The organism is Williamwhitmania sp. (genome assembly GCA_035529935.1).
GTDB lineage: Bacteria > Bacteroidota > Bacteroidia > Bacteroidales > Williamwhitmaniaceae > Williamwhitmania.
The window spans coordinates 1-16,386 of sequence record DATKVT010000018.1 but is presented as its reverse complement, the minus strand read 5'-3'; the positions used below and the strand labels follow the sequence as shown (position 1 = coordinate 16,386).

The 16,386-nt window shown below is 42.8% G+C and carries 16 protein-coding genes and 1 tRNA gene; 5 read left to right on the top strand and 12 right to left on the bottom strand.

Features of this window, described 5'->3' with window-relative positions; genetic code table 11:
* On the top strand, positions 1-1,894 hold a 1,894-nt coding region (locus tag VMW01_01015; GenBank protein ID HUW04816.1), incomplete at its 5' end, for an OmpA family protein.
* Positions 1,895-1,982: 88 nt separating this feature from the next.
* On the opposite strand, the gene VMW01_01010 is transcribed toward VMW01_01015, so the two are convergent.
* Positions 1,983-2,357, bottom strand: a complete 375-nt coding sequence (locus VMW01_01010; protein HUW04815.1) for a DUF1987 domain-containing protein — start codon at positions 2,355-2,357, stop codon at positions 1,983-1,985.
* A 24-nt stretch (positions 2,358-2,381) separates the two neighbouring features.
* Positions 2,382-3,158 carry a diaminopimelate epimerase gene (gene dapF / locus VMW01_01005; protein HUW04814.1) on the bottom strand — a complete coding sequence of 259 codons (777 nt, stop codon included), beginning with the start codon at positions 3,156-3,158 and terminating at the stop codon, positions 2,382-2,384.
* 142 nt (positions 3,159-3,300) lie between these two features.
* On the opposite strand from dapF, the gene VMW01_01000 reads away from it, so the two are divergent.
* Together VMW01_01000 and VMW01_00995 are read left to right on the top strand one after the other, a co-directional pair.
* Complete coding sequence (locus VMW01_01000; GenBank protein HUW04813.1) at positions 3,301-4,749, top strand: Do family serine endopeptidase; 1,449 nt, start codon at positions 3,301-3,303, stop codon at positions 4,747-4,749.
* Positions 4,750-4,835: 86 nt separating this feature from the next.
* On the top strand, positions 4,836-5,696 hold the full coding sequence (locus VMW01_00995; protein HUW04812.1) for an RNA polymerase sigma factor RpoD/SigA: 861 nt from the start codon (positions 4,836-4,838) through the stop codon (positions 5,694-5,696).
* Between the two features lie 69 nt (positions 5,697-5,765).
* On the opposite strand, the gene VMW01_00990 is transcribed toward VMW01_00995, so the two are convergent.
* The 6 genes from VMW01_00990 to bamD all read right to left on the bottom strand — a co-directional run bounded on the left by VMW01_00990 (position 5,766) and on the right by bamD (position 11,692).
* Positions 5,766-6,605 carry an enoyl-ACP reductase gene (locus VMW01_00990; GenBank protein HUW04811.1) on the bottom strand — a complete coding sequence of 280 codons (840 nt, stop codon included), beginning with the start codon at positions 6,603-6,605 and terminating at the stop codon, positions 5,766-5,768.
* Positions 6,606-6,720: 115 nt separating this feature from the next.
* Complete coding sequence (gene recN / locus VMW01_00985; GenBank protein ID HUW04810.1) at positions 6,721-8,376, bottom strand: DNA repair protein RecN; 1,656 nt, start codon at positions 8,374-8,376, stop codon at positions 6,721-6,723.
* 18 nt (positions 8,377-8,394) lie between these two features.
* Positions 8,395-9,312, bottom strand: coding sequence for a DUF4835 family protein (locus VMW01_00980; GenBank protein ID HUW04809.1), 918 nt, complete (start codon positions 9,310-9,312; stop codon positions 8,395-8,397).
* Positions 9,309-10,526, bottom strand: a complete 1,218-nt coding sequence (coaBC, locus tag VMW01_00975; protein ID HUW04808.1) for a bifunctional phosphopantothenoylcysteine decarboxylase/phosphopantothenate--cysteine ligase CoaBC — start codon at positions 10,524-10,526, stop codon at positions 9,309-9,311. The genes VMW01_00980 and coaBC overlap by 4 nt, the downstream gene beginning before the upstream one ends.
* A gap of 2 nt (positions 10,527-10,528) precedes the next feature.
* Complete coding sequence (locus tag VMW01_00970) at positions 10,529-10,873, bottom strand: DNA-directed RNA polymerase subunit omega (GenBank protein ID HUW04807.1); 345 nt, start codon at positions 10,871-10,873, stop codon at positions 10,529-10,531.
* Positions 10,874-10,888: 15 nt separating this feature from the next.
* Positions 10,889-11,692, bottom strand: a complete 804-nt coding sequence (gene bamD / locus VMW01_00965) for an outer membrane protein assembly factor BamD (GenBank protein ID HUW04806.1) — start codon at positions 11,690-11,692, stop codon at positions 10,889-10,891.
* Positions 11,693-12,015: 323 nt separating this feature from the next.
* Between bamD and VMW01_00960 the strand changes: the two genes are divergently transcribed.
* Positions 12,016-13,266 carry an aminotransferase class I/II-fold pyridoxal phosphate-dependent enzyme gene (locus VMW01_00960; protein ID HUW04805.1) on the top strand — a complete coding sequence of 417 codons (1,251 nt, stop codon included), beginning with the start codon at positions 12,016-12,018 and terminating at the stop codon, positions 13,264-13,266.
* Between the two features lie 75 nt (positions 13,267-13,341).
* Here the strand turns inward: VMW01_00960 and trxB are convergent, their stop codons facing one another.
* On the bottom strand, positions 13,342-14,340 hold the full coding sequence (gene trxB / locus VMW01_00955; protein ID HUW04804.1) for a thioredoxin-disulfide reductase: 999 nt from the start codon (positions 14,338-14,340) through the stop codon (positions 13,342-13,344).
* 196 nt (positions 14,341-14,536) lie between these two features.
* On the opposite strand from trxB, the gene VMW01_00950 reads away from it, so the two are divergent.
* A tRNA-Pro gene (locus tag VMW01_00950) sits at positions 14,537-14,610 on the top strand.
* Positions 14,611-14,690: 80 nt separating this feature from the next.
* On the opposite strand, the gene VMW01_00945 is transcribed toward VMW01_00950, so the two are convergent.
* The 3 genes from VMW01_00945 to VMW01_00935 all read right to left on the bottom strand — a co-directional run.
* Positions 14,691-15,179: a prolyl-tRNA synthetase associated domain-containing protein gene (locus tag VMW01_00945; GenBank protein ID HUW04803.1), complete on the bottom strand. Its 489-nt coding sequence runs from the start codon at positions 15,177-15,179 to the stop codon at positions 14,691-14,693.
* The gene (locus VMW01_00940; protein ID HUW04802.1) at positions 15,176-15,733 is read right to left on the bottom strand and encodes a manganese efflux pump MntP family protein; all 558 of its coding nucleotides are present in this window, start codon (positions 15,731-15,733) and stop codon (positions 15,176-15,178) included. The genes VMW01_00945 and VMW01_00940 overlap by 4 nt, the downstream gene beginning before the upstream one ends.
* A gap of 139 nt (positions 15,734-15,872) precedes the next feature.
* A partial coding sequence (locus VMW01_00935; GenBank protein ID HUW04801.1) for a HAMP domain-containing sensor histidine kinase occupies positions 15,873-16,386 on the bottom strand: 514 nt, incomplete at its 5' end.

Genomic DNA, 16,386 nt, shown 5'->3' with positions numbered 1-16,386 from the left:
GGGCGATGACTATTTTGCTGCAAGAGTCTATAAATTTCAAGGGGGTATACGCTTACGCTCGGAAGGGAGTAGTATTACCCTTAACCCTTCCATTACGCTTGGTTTGGTTGATATCTACCATTTTTCAAAGGTGCTGTATGGTATAACCCGCAGTGACGTTAGAAGCAAAAAACCTTTTCCTTACCAATCTTTTTCACTCAACTTGCGAGCCAGAATATGGGGGTTCTCAGCCATGTACAACAACGGGCCACGGGCTCTCTATGAACAGTATAACTACTTCTATGGAAGCAAGCAATCGAAGGCCTTGCGATTCATGCCCTATTTCGATGGATTTATTTACAAGAAGGAGTTGGAACTTTCCATTAGGGCTAGCTACACAAACGACCTTGTATCAAATAATCGATATACTACCCTTACTTCACAGGTTTACTATTACTTTCCACGCGACTGGAGGGCATACTTCCTCAATGTTTACTCCATGCAGACAAAGGTTGCTAGCGGTGGATCCACCGATGCAACCAGTGCTGGTGCTACCTCAAAGTACTCTACCGTGTATTTTGAAATTGGTATTCGTAAGGAGTTTGCCATTCCTCAGCCAAGATTGAAGTTCTACGATATTAAGCTGGTGTTCTTTAAGGATCTTAACGGAAACGGTGTTAAGGATGATAACGAACCAGGGATACCGAATGTGCTTGCTAATGTTGAACGTAAAGAGGATTCGAAGAGCGTTTACGCTTCTCAGGTATTTACTTCTCAGGAGTTGCTTTCGGATCAAACTGGTTCGGTTTACTATAACAATATTCCCCAAGGTGTTTATGCTTTTAATTACAACACAGTGGGTGCAGAGTCGGGTAACTTTACAAAAGCGGCGGAAAATCTTACCTATGTGATTGATAAAAATAATACCTTCTACCTCCCCTATGTTGAGAAAAATAAGGTATTTGGAAAAATTATTTTGAATCGAAGCAGAATATCTGCCTTGGGTAAGGTGGATTTGGCCAATATTCGGATTACTGCAACCGACTCCAAGGGGCGAATGTATTCCACATTAACCGATGGCGATGGTAAGTTTACCATCTATGCCCCAGTAACTGATAAGTATAATGTATCGGTATCCAATGTTCTCTATGAAAATTTTGATCTTCGTCAGAACAACTTTCTTGTACAATTTAATGGCTACAAGCAGTTTGAGGTGAATTTTGTGTTTGATGAAAAAATACGTACGATCAATTTCTCCCAGTCGGGTGGTGGCCTTGGTTCGGAAGGTGTAATGGAGGTGCGTAGAACTAATCTTCGAGGCATGATTAAGGATGCCACTACGCTGCGCCCAGTTCTTGCCAAGATTAACATTATCAACAAGAAGAATAATCAGATAATTGCATCTATAACCTCTAACCAGAACACTGGCGAGTATAACGTATCGTTTGCTGCCGGCGATAATTACACCATTGAAGTGGTTGCTGATGGATACTGGTATTACTCAGAGAATCTGGATCTAGAGCAAATCACAACCTTCCAGGATGTGAACAAGGATATTGCGCTTACCTCCATCACGGTTGGTGCATCGCTAGACCTTAAGAACCTCGTGTTTGATTCACGCAAGGCAGAGCTATCGCCAGAGGCCTTGGCCGATCTCACTCGTTTGGTAGGTATATTGAAGGATAATCCGAACATTAAACTCCAAATACAAGGCCATTGCGATGACTTGGAAGCCCTTGACATGCCAAGTATAGGTGATGAACGTGCAAAGAGCGTTGCTCGCTTCTTGGTTGAGAATGGTTACTCCAAGTTTGAGACTCGAAATATGGGTAACACAATGCCTGTTGCGCCAAACGATTCAGAAGCCAACCGTAGATTGAATAGACGGGTAGATGTTGTGGTACTCAGCAAATAGACTTAATTGAAACAAAAAAAGCGGGAGTCTTACTAACTCCCGCTTTTTTGTATCGATAACTGTTGGTTTGTCTCTATATGAGATTTGGCTAATACGACATTATTTTAAAGGGAATCACTACCATTTCGGCAAATGCCTCGCCCGATTCCTTCATATCGTCATCCTCCTTTTGGTAATACCAGTTTATAATCACGCTTCGCTTCTGCCGGTGTAGCTCCTGAAGGAGGAAAAACAACTCTAGTAGCTTCTTCGACGAGGAGGTGTTGAAGTAATCGAGCTTAAAGGTCACAACGGTCTCCTTATTTGGCTCCTGTATATATTCCTTAAACCACTCTAGTATGGGATTGAAAAACTCGTTTGAGTTTTCGGGTAGCGACTTGCCATAAAACTCAAATCGACTCTTCTCTTTGTCGAGAGTTACTTCTAAAGAATCAGGAGTTTCGTCGTAGTTTATTTTCTTCATTGCAACTTTGTTGTGTTGGAAAGGCTACACAATATCTAACTTTCCTTCAAATACAAATTTAACAGGTCCTGTGAGATAAACCTCGAAAAATTCTCCTTTTTGATGACGGAAGGTTACTTCGAGTTCTCCTCCAAGCGTGTCAATATGGTAATGAGTTGATGAGTTGCCGTTTGCAAAACTTGCAATGGATGAGGCTACAACCCCTGTACCGCACGATAAGGTTTCATCCTCCACTCCGCGTTCAAATGTGCGCACAAATAGGTGGTCGGTTGAAATTACCTCTACAAAGTCAACATTGGTTCCATCTGGGTAGAGCGGCGAATGCCGGATGGCCTTGCCTTCGGAGTAAACGTCTAAATCCTTGACCTTAGTGGCAAAAATAACATGGTGTGGCGATCCAGTTTCGAGAAAGGTGTAGCCGTCGTTTATTGACGCCTTTTCTACATCTTTCATTTTTAGCTTAATCCTTCCGTCGGCCAAAATTTCGGCATGGTGCATGCCATCAATACCAAGAAATGAAATGTTGTCACCCACAATTTTGAGGGCTGAGGCGTAATGTGAAATGCATCTTCCTCCATTGCCGCACATGGTCGATTCGTTTCCATCGCTATTAAAGTAGCGCATGTAAAATGGAGCCTCCGGCGATTTCTCTATGAGCATTAATCCATCAGCACCAATACCAAACCGACGGTGACATAGTGATGCTATTTGGCTATTCGAAAGTTGTATTGTACCACTCGTGTTGTCAACAATTATAAAATCGTTGCCTGCGCCATGATATTTTACGAAAGGGAGTTTCATGCAGAACTGTTTTTGCAAAATTATAAAAAACTGACAACTCTTCCATCTAATTGAGAATGCGTTAAAGTATGTTAAGGATCAGCTTGTTGTGAAACTTAGGCATCAATTTTGGGTTTAATTCTAAAAGTAAAAAAATGAAATTATGAAGAGGAATGTAATCATTTTGTCAGTTTTGGCAGCAGCCGTTTCAGGAATTGTTTCTTCCTATTTCTTTTCTCGGCACTTTTCACCTGAGGTAACATTTGCCTCGCCAAACAATTCTGAACAGATGCACCTGGTGAGTTTGGACCCTATGCAAGGACCGTCCGACTTCACCTACGCCGCAGAAAATACTGTACATGCAGTAGTTCACGTAAAAACTATGTATACGAGGGATGTCAATAATTCCTATTCTGGGAATCCCCTTTTTGATTTTTTCTTTGGAGCCCCAGGTCAAATTCAAATGCAACCAGAGATGGCTTCAGGTAGTGGCGTAATTATTTCGAGCGATGGTTATATTGTAACTAACAACCATGTTATTGATAGGGCTAGCAGTATTGAGGTAACCCTCAATGATAGGCGAACCTTTAAAGCCAAGGTAGTTGGGACAGACCCAAGCACCGATGTTGCCTTACTCAAGATTGATGCGAAAAATTTACCGTTTCTCACCTTCGGTAATTCCGATGATCTCCGTTTGGGGCAGTGGGTTTTAGCCGTTGGCAATCCATTTAACCTAACCTCCACTGTTACAGCAGGCATTGTAAGCGCAAAGGCGCGAAATCTAAACTTGTTGGCTGGGCAAGGCGATCAAAACAGCATTGAGTCGTTCATCCAAACGGATGCTGCTGTAAATCCTGGCAATAGTGGTGGTGCATTGGTCAATACCAAGGGTGAGCTTGTTGGAATTAATACGGCAATTGCTTCTCGAACTGGCACCTATACTGGATACTCTTTTGCTATTCCGGTTTCCATTGTGAAAAAAGTTGTTGACGACCTAAAGCAATATGGTGCCGTGCAACGTGCAGTGCTCGGAGTTCGAATAGAAGAGTTAACCCAAGACTATGCCGATAAAAATGGGATAAAGGACTTGAAGGGAGTGGTGATAGCTAGCGTGTTGGATAGTGGTGCAGCAAAAGCTGCTGGAATTAAGAGCGGTGATGTGATATTAAGTGTAAATGGAACGGAAGTAAATAGCCCTTCCGAACTTCAGGAGCAGATCAGCACGTATCATCCCAAAGAGGAAGTTGATGTAATAGTTTCAAGAGATAATAAACAGAAACATTTTAAAGTTGTTCTTCGTAACAGAGATGGTTCCACCGGTGTGGTAAAACCCGGCGATATGAACACAATCCTTGGAGCCAAGTTGCAAACTGCTTCCTCCGATTTGCTCAAAAAGCTAGGCATTCGTAATGGTGTTCAAATAGTTTCGCTGAGTGATGGAAAGTTTAAGCAGCAAGGAATTAAGGAGGGTTTTATCATTACCCAAATTGACAGAAATGCCGTGTATGAGCCGGATGATGTAGGCAGAATTCTATCAAACACTTCTGGGGGAGTACTTATTGAGGGAGTTTATCCCAACGGAATTGTTGCCTACTACGCAATTGGTATGTAATGTTAATTTTTCTTTATGTAATTGCCAACTTTAAATGGATTCTTTCGTTATAAAGACATAACTTTGCACAAATTTTTGCTTATAGGATGAGGCAGCTAAAAATCACAAAATCAATTACCAACAGGGAAAGTGCTTCTTTGGATAAATACCTGCAGGAGATAGGTAAAGAGGAGCTTATTACCGTTGAGGAAGAAGTTGAGCTCGCTCAACGAATTAAAAAGGGCGATCAGGCAGCACTTGAAAAGCTGACTAGAGCAAATCTACGGTTTGTGGTCTCTGTTGCAAAACAGTATCAAAACCAAGGGCTTAGCTTACCTGACCTTATTAATGAGGGAAACTTAGGGCTTATTAAGGCTGCTGAGAAGTTCGATGAAACGCGCGGGTTTAAGTTTATCTCTTACGCCGTGTGGTGGATTCGTCAATCGATTCTTCAGGCATTAGCAGAGCAATCGCGTATTGTTCGGCTTCCCCTTAATCAGGTGGGCTCTCTTAATAAGATCAACAAGGCCTTCTCGAAATTTGAGCAAGAATTTGAGCGTACTCCTTCTCCTGAGGAGTTGGCTGAAGCGCTTGATCTACCAAAGGAGAAGGTGTCCGATACCTTAAGGGTTTCTGGTCGTCACGTATCAGTTGACGCTCCTTTTGTGGAGGGTGAAGACAACAGCTTGCTGGACGTTTTGGTTAATAACGATTCTCCAAACGCTGACCGTGCACTCATCATGGAGTCGCTTAGCAAGGAGATCGAACGGGCTTTAGCCACGCTTACCGAACGTGAACGCGATATTATTAAGTTGTTCTTCGGCATCGGATGTTCAGAGATGACTCTGGAGGAAATTGGCGAGAAGTTTGGTCTAACCAGAGAGCGTGTACGCCAGATCAAGGAAAAAGCTATCAGACGTCTACGTCACAGTTCCAGGAGCAAACTCTTAAAAAGTTACCTAGGTTAGTTTGTCTAGAAAAATGGTAAAAAAAAGGTTCCCGAGGGAACCTTTTTTATTGGACAACCTAGAAGAGGGCTATTGGCAGTCTTTACAATCGTCGAGGCTGCGGTTGTATACTTCCATTGCATTCCTGCTCATACCCATACTGCTGAATCCACCGTCGTTGAACAAGTTCTGCATAGTAACCTTTTTGGTTAAGTCCGAAAATAGGGTTACACAGTAGTCGGCACATTCCGATGCAGTTGCATTTCCCAATGGCGACATTCTTTCAGAAAAATCCAAAAGGCCGCCAAAACCCATTACTCCACTTCCTGCTGTAGTTGGAGTAGGGGATTGAGAAATGGTATTGATACGAATTTTTTTCTCCCGGCCGTAAATGTAGCCGAAGCTTCTGGCGATGCTTTCAAGAAGCGACTTTGCATCGGCCATGTCGTTATAGCCATATAGAGTGCGTTGGGCGGCAATGTAGCTGAGCGCAACAATGGAGCCCCATTCATTCACGGCATCGAGTTTTCTGCAAACCTGAAGTATTTTATGGAATGACAGTGCAGAGATATCAAGTGTCTTCAGGAAATTACCGTAGTCAAGGTCGTCGTATGTGTGACCTTTTCTAACGTTTGGCGACATACCTATGGAGTGAAGGATGAAGTCGAACTTCCCTCCGAAATGCTCCATGGCTTGCTTTATTAAATTTTCTATATCCTGAACGTTTGTTGCATCGGCCGGAATAACAATAGAATTACACTTTTGGGCAAGTTCGTCAACGGTACCCATTCTCATTGCAACGGCAGTATTGGAAAGAATAATGCTGGCACCCTCTTCATGAGCACGCTCAGCCACTTTCCAAGCAATACTCTGGTCGTTCAGAGCACCGAAAATAATACCTTTCTTCCCTTTAAGTAAGTTGTAGGACATATTCTGAATTTTTAGTGAAATACTATCATACACCAGAACACATTAGCAATCTAAACCTCATTTTGTTCAACTGGCAACACTTTTTGTCGATAAAAAAAGTGTGCCGATTTGGTTCTTAAGGTTTTAATAGCTCCCGGGCGTTCTGCATCGCTGCGTCAGTAAGCTGTTGTCCACTGAGCATTTTTGCGATTTCAACAATTCTTTCTTCTGAATTGATTTTTTTAATCTGGGTGACGGTTCTGGATGTCTCATTCTCCTTGTAAACAATCCAGTGGTGCATACCTTTGGATGCTATTTGCGGCAGATGAGTGATGTTTATAACCTGCATATTTTCTGCCATATGGGCAATTATCTCTCCCATTTTGTGAGCAACTTCGCCCGAAACACCAGTGTCTATTTCGTCGAAAACTATGGTTGGAAGTTCAGATGCCGTGGCCATTTGTGCTTTTATGGCCAGCATCAACCGTGAAATCTCCCCACCAGAAGCTACCTTGCCAACTTCTTGCATCGGCATGTCAGCATTGGCAGTAAATAGAAAGTTCACTCTATCGCTACCGGTAGGAGTAGGTGTTTCACTTAGGATAATTTCAACGGAAAATTGAGTTTTTGGAATACCTAACTTCATTAGGAGTTCAACCGTTGTAGATTCTAAGTTTGGTTTTACCTTTTCCCGCGATACATGTAGGTTCTGAGCCGCAGCAAAATAGCACTTTTTCTTTTCGTCAAGTACTTGCTGAGCCTTTAGCAGTGCCTCTTCGCTGCTGTCGATGCTCTCCATCTTTTGTTTAAAAGATTGAAAAGTGGCAAGTAGCTCTTCTTGCGTTTGACAATGATGCTTCTGCATTAAGGTATAGAGCAAATCTAGTCTCTCCTGCACATACTTCAACCTGTCCGGATCTAGTTCCTGGTGTTCGAAGTGACGGCTCACCTCTTGCGCTATGTCCTTAATTTCGATTAATCCGGTTGCAAGCCTCTCTGCGAGGATGCCGAGGCTTGGCATGTAGTTTGCAATCTTGGTTAGGGCATTCTCTGCTTCAATCAATAGGCTAATGGCTGAAGTGGTGTCGCTGTTTAGGGCAGTTTCTACAGTAGCCAGTCCCATCTTAATTTCTTCGGCGTGGGTGAGCTGCTTTATCTCACTTTCGAGCTCCTGAAGTTCCCCTTCTACAAGGTTGGCCGACTGAAGCTGGTCAACCTGAAAGCGAATATAGTCCTGCTCCTCTCTTAAACGTTGGCTTTCTTCCACCAGCATTTTGTGATGATCGATGGCCTTAATAAACTCCTTATAAGCGATGACACATTCGTTCAGCAGGAGCTGGTTTCCAGCAATGGAGTCCAACACCTTGGTTTGGAATACGCTATCGGATAGGTTCAGGTTCTCATGCTGAGAGTGTATGTCGATAAGGTGAAGCGCAAATTCTTTTAGCACCTGAAGGTTTACAGGAACTTCGTTGATAAAGGCCCTCGATTTTCCATTGTTGGCGATTTGCCGGCGTACAATGGTTGAATCATCATAGTCTAGGTCGTTTTCCTCAAAGAAAGATTGCAGGTTGTAGCTTTCAATATCGAATGTGCCTTCGATTATACATCCAGCCTCCTTGTTTTTAAGCACGCTTGTATCTGCTCTGTTTCCAAGAAGGAGGGAGAGTGCTCCAAGAAGAATGGATTTGCCTGCACCGGTTTCTCCTGTAATGGTACAAAGCCCCTGCTCGAAATTTATTTCGAGCTTATCAATAAGTGCAAAGTTCTCTATTTTTAGCTGCTTTAGCATTCCGTACAGGGTTAAGGGTTAATCCTGTGTTTGCTCTGTGAGTTTTTTGTAGGAATCTATGCGTGTTGGATCAATTTCGGTCAAGATATTATAGACTCTTGTTTTTTCACTCATGTAGGACTCTGAAAAAATATTAACTATTTCATCTGACTTGGCATCAAGAAAAACCTGAAGAAAAAAGAGATATGGATCTGGCTTATCCCGATATACCTTCTGCAAAAGTTCAAGCGATTGTGCAATTTCGGCTCTTCCCTCCACTGTTTTATCTGCCATAAGGTCGAGGCCAAGACGATGGTAGTCGTAGTATACTTCCCGAATAGGTGAATATTTCTCGTTTAATATATCCTCAACAAGCCAGTATCGATTTTTTGTAGAACCTTCGTATGGCTTCCACCCCTTTTCTGTGGCATTTTGCGCGTTGTTCACAATTTTTTCGGCCTTAAGGAAGTATGGTGTACCACCTTTGTAGGAAAATGAATCGTAGTCAAGGCCAATAATGATGTAGGCGTAGTATGCGAGTATGGATGTGAGATTCGAGGTTTGAGCGTTTTCGTTAAACTCCAACTTATCGAACTCTATGTACTTAAAATCGAGATCGTTGTCGAGAAAATTAAAAAGCACCGTATTATAGGAACTGCCGTAAACTGGCCTTCTAGATTGAACCTGAATAGTTCCTTTATACTGGTCCGATCCTGTTTGGTCAGTAAGGTTTATCTGAATGTTGCACTCAATGCGTTCTTCGGTTGAAAAAACGTTATCGGTCCAGCTAGTGTTATTCATAAACTCATACAGTGCAGTTTGCAATGTTTGGAAGGTCGTTCGATTGGTGCCCTGTATTTTGGAGGAGTTTACTGAAATGTTGCATTTGAGTTCCTGGCCTAGTAGTGGCGAGCAGAAGGTAGACACGAGCAAAATTAGCTGTACGATCTTTTTCATCTATGGGTCGTATGATGATGCATGTAGTCCCAAATTGCGTCAACTATGTCAACTGCAACTTCTTTCTTAGTCTTAAGTGGGATGATGAGTGCATCGTTGTGCTTGTCAAAGATGGTTACTTTGTTGGTATCTGTTCCAAACCCCGCCCCGTCATCCCGAAGTGAGTTTAGGATAATTAGGTCAAGATTCTTCTTGATTAACTTTGCTTGGGCGTTAGCCACTTCATCGCTAGTTTCCAGCGCAAATCCAACCAAAATTTGGTTTTCTTTCTTGCTTTTACCTAGCTGTTGAGCAATATCGGTAGTTGGCGTTAATTGAATGGTGAGGTTTTCGTTGCCGCTTTTAATTTTGTTTTCAGCGGTATGCAGTGGGGTAAAATCGGCAACAGCCGCCGAAAGAATGGTGAGGTCAGCACTCGCAAAAAGATTGAGGCATGCCTCTGCCATTTGGCTTGCAGTGGTAACTCTGGTGATGGTAATGTTGGGCGATTCGGCACTTAGTTGGGTAGGTCCACTCACCAACTCTACTTGAGCTCCCCTGGATGCTAACTCTTGTGCAATGGCAAAGCCCATCTTTCCCGAACTATGGTTCCCAATAAATCTTACCGGGTCGATAGGTTCGTGGGTTGGGCCTGCATTTACAAGGCAGTGTTTGCCGTTAAACTTTTTTTTTTCAGAGAAGAAGTTGGTGAGGTAGGCAACAATAGCCTCCGGTTCTTCCATTCTTCCTTTTCCAACCAATCCGCTGGCTAATTCACCCGATGTAGGCTCAATGACATGGTTGCCATAGGTCCGAAGCGTTTGAATGTTTTTTTGTGTGGCCGGGTGCTGAAGCATATCTAGGTCCATGGCCGGCGCAATAAAAACAGGACATCGTGCTGAAAGGTAGGTGGTAAGCAATAGGTTATCTGCAACGCCATTGGCCATTTTGGCCATGGTGTTGGCAGTGGCAGGTGCAATTAGGTAGGCATCAGCCCATAAGCCTAAGTCTACATGGCTATTCCACTCGCCGTTTTCAGGATTGAAGAAGTCTACTAATATTGGATTCTTCGCTAACGTAGCAACCGTTAGCGGAGTGATAAACTCTTTGGCTAAAGGGGTCATAACTACCTTTACATCGCAGCCTTCCTTTACAAGTAAGCGAATTAAGTTCGCTGCTTTGTAGGCTGCAATGCTTCCGGTAATGCCAATGATAAGGTGCTTCCCCTTAAGCATAGCTATTCCTGTTCTGGTAATTCCTCCTCAGAAACCTTTGGGTTCCGGAAGTAAATTTTGTTCTGTAGAAACTCTTGCGCAGCAATCAAGTTTGGCTTGGGTAACTTCTCGTAGAACTTGGAAATTTCAATTTGCTCTCTATTCTCAAAAACTTCTTCAAGATTGTCGGAGTAGTTAGCAAACTCTTCCAGCTTACGATTCAACTCCTGCTTCATTTCAGCAGAAATTTGGTTAGCTCTTTTGGCAATAACCATAACCGATTCGTAAATACTACCAGTTGGCTTGTCGAACTTGTCAAGGTCACGAGTAACCGTGGTCGTTGGAGCATTAATTTTCTTGAAATCCATACGATATGATTGAGTTTATTTGTTTGTCGTTTTAAGATCTTTTGTTGCTACGTCATACATTTTTTGTGCCTCCTTTATATACTTGGAGTCCGGGAACTCGGCAATAAAGTTGTAATAGTAATCAACAGCAGATTGATAGCGCTCTTTTTGCTTCTGCACTACGCTATTGCTAGCATAAATATATGCAGACTTAAGAATCAAGAATTCCTCCTCCTCGCGGTATTCGGAGTTGGGGTAGTCTTTGAGGGAATTCTGGAGGGCAATGATGGCAGCCTTGTAGTTCTCAGTGTGATAGTAAAGCCATGCACTTTTAAATTCCTTCTCCTCCAACTTTTGGAAAAGTTCTTTGATTAGTTTTTTTGCATCATCAACCTTCTTACTCTGCGGGTATTTTGAAATAAATTCCTGAAAAGCGTCAATCGCAAGATTGGTGTTATCCTGATCGAGCTCGTATCGAGGGGAGGTCAAATAAAAGCAGTATGCATAAAGGTATTCTGCCTTTTCGGTAAAGCCACTTTTAGGGAAATTCTTCCTAAAACTGTCGAAATAGCTCGATGCCAATAAGTAATCACCTTGGCCATACTGGCTGTAGGCGTAGTAGTAGTTAACGGTATCGGCTCTGTTTGTCCCTCTGTATATTGGAAGAATTTGTTCCAATAGGAGGGAAGCATGGTAGAAGTCACTTTTGTTGTAATAGTACAGTGCCTTGGAATACTTGAGCTCGTTGTCCTTGCTCTTGAGAATTTTTTCGTAACCGCTACATCCTGCAAGCACAGAGGCTGCAATTACTACTGCTGCAATTAATTTGAACTTATTCACTCGACTGGGATAATTAGCTATTAATAAAATTCTGAAAACAACTGTTAACAGAAGAAAATTGCAATTCATGTTAGCAGCAACAGGTAATTGCTTGTGAATTGTTTCTTCAATTAACGGACAAAGTTAAGCATTAGTTTGAAACAACCGATTTTTTTTGAATTGTTAATCGCAGCTTTTAGTGCAGTTCGTATTATGTTATAACTTTTTAACACTTTTATGGGTAACTCTTGCTTTACAAATTTGACTACTCCTTTGTTAAAAGTCGGAAAAAACGTTAGTTTTGTGCACTTATTTTAGAAAAAGTCAATTTAATTATTGTTGCCGTGGATATTTTTGAGAAAATCAGACAAAACCGTGGACCAATAGGACAACATCAGAAAGTTGGACATGGATATTTTGCTTTCCCTAAGCTAGAGGGGGAAATTAAACCTCGAATGATGTTTCGTGGTAAAGAGGTTCTAAACTGGAGCCTTAACAACTATTTGGGACTTGCAAATCACCCTGAGGTTCGAAAAGCGGACGCAGAAGCTGCTGCCCAGTATGGTATGGGATATCCGATGGGTGCAAGAATGATGTCGGGTCAAACTCGTAAGCACGAAGAGTTGGAGCAAAAGTTAGCCGAATTTGTTGGAAAACCGAAGGCCTACCTTCTCAATTATGGCTATCAGGGTATGGTCTCCATCATCGACTCACTGGTTGGAAGGAACGATGTGGTTGTTTATGACTCGGAAGCGCATGCCTGCATTATTGATGGTTTGCGGTTGTTTCCAGGAAAGAGATTTGTTTTTCCCCATAACAACATGGAGAACCTGCGAAAGGAGCTAGAGCGTGCAACTAAGTGGGTTGAGAAAACAGGTGGTGGCATTCTAGTTATTACCGAAGGTGTGTTTGGCATGGCTGGTGACCTTGGTAACCTCAAGGCTATTACTGCCATGAAGGATGATTTTAGCTTCCGATTGCTAATTGATGATGCACATGGCTTTGGAACCATGGGGCCAACCGGTGCCGGTACAGGTGAACACTATGGTGTGCAGGACAAGGTTGATATCTACTTTGGAACCTTTGCTAAATCAATGGCCGGAATCGGTGGTTTTGTTGCCAGCGAAGAGGATGTTATTGATTTCCTAATGTATAACATGCGGTCGCAGATTTATGCAAAATCATTACCTATGCCAATGGTTGTTGGAGCGTTGAAGAGGCTTGAACTTCTTCAAACTCAACCTGAACTTCGTGAAAAGTTATGGACCATTGTTTATGCCCTGCAGAAAGGCTTGAGGGATGCCGGTTTCGATATTGGTGTTACTGAGTCGATGGTAACTCCAGTTATGATGCACGGCGAACTCATGGAAGCTCTCAATATGATTATGGACCTACGTGAGAACTACGGTGTATTCTGCTCAATTGTTGTTTACCCTGTTATTCCCAAGGGCCAAATGCTGCTTCGGTTGATTCCAACAGCATCGCATACCTTGGAGGATGTAAATTATACCGTGAAGTGCTTTACCGAGTGCCGCGATAAGCTCGTTGCCGGTAAGTATAAGAGCGAAACTGTTCCGGCTTCATCACTTAAGTAAGAAACCTAGTTTAGGTATATATCAAAAAAAGCGAGGCTGTTTGGCCTCGCTTTTTTAATACCCAGTTGTTGTTTGCTATTTTGCTGCTCCAGCCTCACCAAGAAAACGTTCTGTGTCTATGGCTGCCATACAACCAGAGCCTGCCGCTGTAATGGCTTGGCGGTAGTGAGGATCTTGAACATCACCACAGGCAAATACCCCAGGGATATTTGTTTTGCTAGAACCCGCAATAGTTTTAATGTAACCAACCTCGTCGGTGTTTAGGGCAGGTTTGAAAATGTCGGAATTGGGTTTGTGCCCAATGGCCACAAAAAATCCTGAGATGTTGATTTTCTCTTCTTCTGCGTTGTTTTTGACAAGGATTGCACCATTCACTCCGCTGCTGTCTCCCACAATTTCCTTGGTTACCCTTCCAAATAGAACCTCAATGTTTGGTGTATTAAGAACGCGCTCTTGCATAACCTTTGAAGCACGGAGGTAATCTTTGCGCACTATTAAATATACCTTTTTGCACAATCCACTCAGGTAAAGCGCTTCCTCTGCAGCAGTATCTCCTCCACCAACAACTGCTATATCCTGACCTCTGTAGAAAAACCCATCACAGGTTGCACAGGCAGAAACGCCTTGCCCTTTATATTTTTCCTCCGATTCGAGTCCAAGATATTGCGCAGTTGCACCTGTTGCAATGATTAGTGATTCTGCCACAATAATCTTTTCTTCGTCTATGGTGATTTTGAAAGGTCTGTGGCTGAGATCTGCCTTGGTGGCTAATCCAAAGCGTATGTCAGAACCAAACCTCAAGGCCTGTTTTTTTAAATCCTCCATCATTTCTGGCCCTTTGATACCTTCGGGATAGCCGGGAAAATTTTCAACGTCTGTGGTCGTTGTTAGCTGGCCTCCTGGTTCAATTCCCTCGTAGAGCACGGGTTGGAGATTGGCACGAGCGGCATAAATTGCGGCTGTCAATCCGGCAGGACCACTGCCAAGAATCAGACATTTTACATGCTCAACGCCACCTTCTTTGGCGGTGTTGGTCTTTTCTTCATCGAGATTAATTGCTTTAAATAAGCCCATGATCTATGTGTTTGTTATTAGTTATCGTTTTACGACTACTCAAAAGTAGGAAATTAAGCCTATGTATTCTCAAATCACATGCCGATTTAGAAGTTGCCACTACTCAACTATTGCTTAGCATTACGGTGAAAAATCTACACTAAAATTTGGGTTTGTCAAAAAAGGCGGTTACATTTGCCACCGCTTAAAATTAAGGCGGGGTGTGGCGCAGTTGGCTAGCGTACTTGCATGGGGTGCAAGTGGTCGTCCGTTCGAGTCGGATCACCCCGACAAAAAATGCTTACAATTTGTAAGCATTTTTTTATTCCTTAGCTCGACTGAAAAGCACAAGGCTTTTGAAGAGCCTCTGCTTAAACCTCAATCCACTCGTATTCATTACCAATGAAGTCGAGAAAGCGAATAAAATCAGCCGATTGAATTACAATAGAGGCTGTGTTGATGCACGGGTGAAAACTGACCCTTTCTGATCGCTCGATGTCCATATCAAGAAAGAGTTTAACATGTTTTGCTGCATCGTTTATGATGGCAAGTGGAGTAACGGAGCCTGGGGTAACGCCGAGGTGTGTCTCCATACGCTGAGCGGAGGCAAAGGATAGTTTCCCCTGCCTCAACTTTTCTTCCAGCATTTTTACTTCCAGCGTTTTTCTGTGGTCGAACACAACAAGGTAATGTCTATTGCCTTTATGGTTTCTGAAGAATAGATTTTTACAGTGCGTTGCCTCAATGTCTTTCCAATAAACCATGGCCTCCTCAACTGTGGGAGTTGGAGGGTGTTCGTAGTAGTCGAAGCTAATGTTAAGTTTGCTTAACACGGTGTATAGCTCAGGCGATCCGTTCATGCGATTACGTGTTCAAGAAGTATTTTAAGTCCAATAATGAATAGAATAAGCCCTCCCAGTATCTCCATTTTGTTACCCCAAACGCCCACCGCCTTTTTACCCAGTAAAATGCCTAGCATGGCGGCAAAGAAGGTTACCGAGCCAATGGTTATAACAGTGACAGCTAGGTTCAGATCGTAGAGCGCAAAGCTCACACCAACAATAAGTGCATCAATGGATGTGGCTATGGCCATGCCTACAATTGTTCTAAGGTGAAGCGGATTAAATTCACGTTCCTCCTTAGGTTGAAAAGCTTCATATACCATCTTAATTCCCAATACTGTTAACAAGAGAAAAGCGATCCAGTAATCCCAAGGCTCAATTAGCGCCTTAACTTTGCTGCCAAGAAACCACCCAATAAGGGGGAACCCTCCTTGGAAAATAGCAAGAATTAAGGCAATACGAACTGCTTGAAAGAATTGTATCTCCTTTTTTATCAAGCCGCTGGAAACCGATACAGCAAAGGAGTCAAATGATAGCCCAATTGCAAGTAGTACAACCGCAGAAAATTCCATCCCAATTGAAGATTTGGCACAAATATAGCACAACCTAAATTGTTTTCGGCGAAATTATTTGAAGGGGCGTGAAGCCGATCTTCTGAATAATTGTTGTTGGTGAGTATTTTGATTGTGTGCACTATCGTCGCATTAAAGGTTATGCGGGTAGCACAGGCCCTTTAGGCAAGGTGAAATGAACGGTTGTGCCAATTGCTGGTGTTGACTCTGCCCAAAGTCGACCACCGTTTATTGCAATAAACTCTTGTGCAAGTTTAAGCCCAAGGCCGCTGCCGCGCTCGTCCATGGTTCCAATGGTGGTGTAGTGATATTTGGCATCGAATACCTTTACCAGTGTTTCGTGATCCATTCCAACACCACTATCGCTAATTGTAACTTCTACCTGATTTTTGTTGCTAGAAAGGTTTACCGCAATTGTACCTTTTAACGGTGTGAATTTTACAGCGTTTGAAAGAAGATTCCTTAGCACAAGCCGAATCATTTGTGGATCGAAAAATGCTATTTCTCCTGAAGGTAGATCATGAGTTAGGGTTATCTGTTTTGCTTCAACAGAATTCTTCATGAGTACTGTCGTTTCTTTGATGATTTCATCAATGCGAATTTTCTCTGGGTGAGCTACAATTCCCTTATCCTGAGAACGGGCCCAGCCGAGC

Excerpts from the sequence above, each read along its gene's own strand:
- VMW01_00995 (HUW04812.1), top strand. The coding sequence starts at position 4,836 with ATGAGGCAGCTAAAAATCACAAAATCAATTACCAACAGGGAAAGTGCT.
- VMW01_00980 (HUW04809.1), bottom strand. The coding sequence starts at position 9,312 with ATGAAAAAGATCGTACAGCTAATTTTGCTCGTGTCTACCTTCTGCTCG.
- VMW01_00945 (HUW04803.1), bottom strand. The coding sequence starts at position 15,179 with ATGAACGGATCGCCTGAGCTATACACCGTGTTAAGCAAACTTAACATT.
- VMW01_01010 (HUW04815.1), bottom strand. The coding sequence starts at position 2,357 with ATGAAGAAAATAAACTACGACGAAACTCCTGATTCTTTAGAAGTAACT.
- trxB (HUW04804.1), bottom strand. The coding sequence starts at position 14,340 with ATGGGCTTATTTAAAGCAATTAATCTCGATGAAGAAAAGACCAACACC.
- recN (HUW04810.1), bottom strand. The coding sequence starts at position 8,376 with ATGCTAAAGCAGCTAAAAATAGAGAACTTTGCACTTATTGATAAGCTC.
- VMW01_01000 (HUW04813.1), top strand. The coding sequence starts at position 3,301 with ATGAAGAGGAATGTAATCATTTTGTCAGTTTTGGCAGCAGCCGTTTCA.
- dapF (HUW04814.1), bottom strand. The coding sequence starts at position 3,158 with ATGAAACTCCCTTTCGTAAAATATCATGGCGCAGGCAACGATTTTATA.
- VMW01_00990 (HUW04811.1), bottom strand. The coding sequence starts at position 6,605 with ATGTCCTACAACTTACTTAAAGGGAAGAAAGGTATTATTTTCGGTGCT.
- VMW01_00940 (HUW04802.1), bottom strand. The coding sequence starts at position 15,733 with ATGGAATTTTCTGCGGTTGTACTACTTGCAATTGGGCTATCATTTGAC.
- VMW01_00970 (HUW04807.1), bottom strand. The coding sequence starts at position 10,873 with ATGGATTTCAAGAAAATTAATGCTCCAACGACCACGGTTACTCGTGAC.
- coaBC (HUW04808.1), bottom strand. The coding sequence starts at position 10,526 with ATGCTTAAGGGGAAGCACCTTATCATTGGCATTACCGGAAGCATTGCA.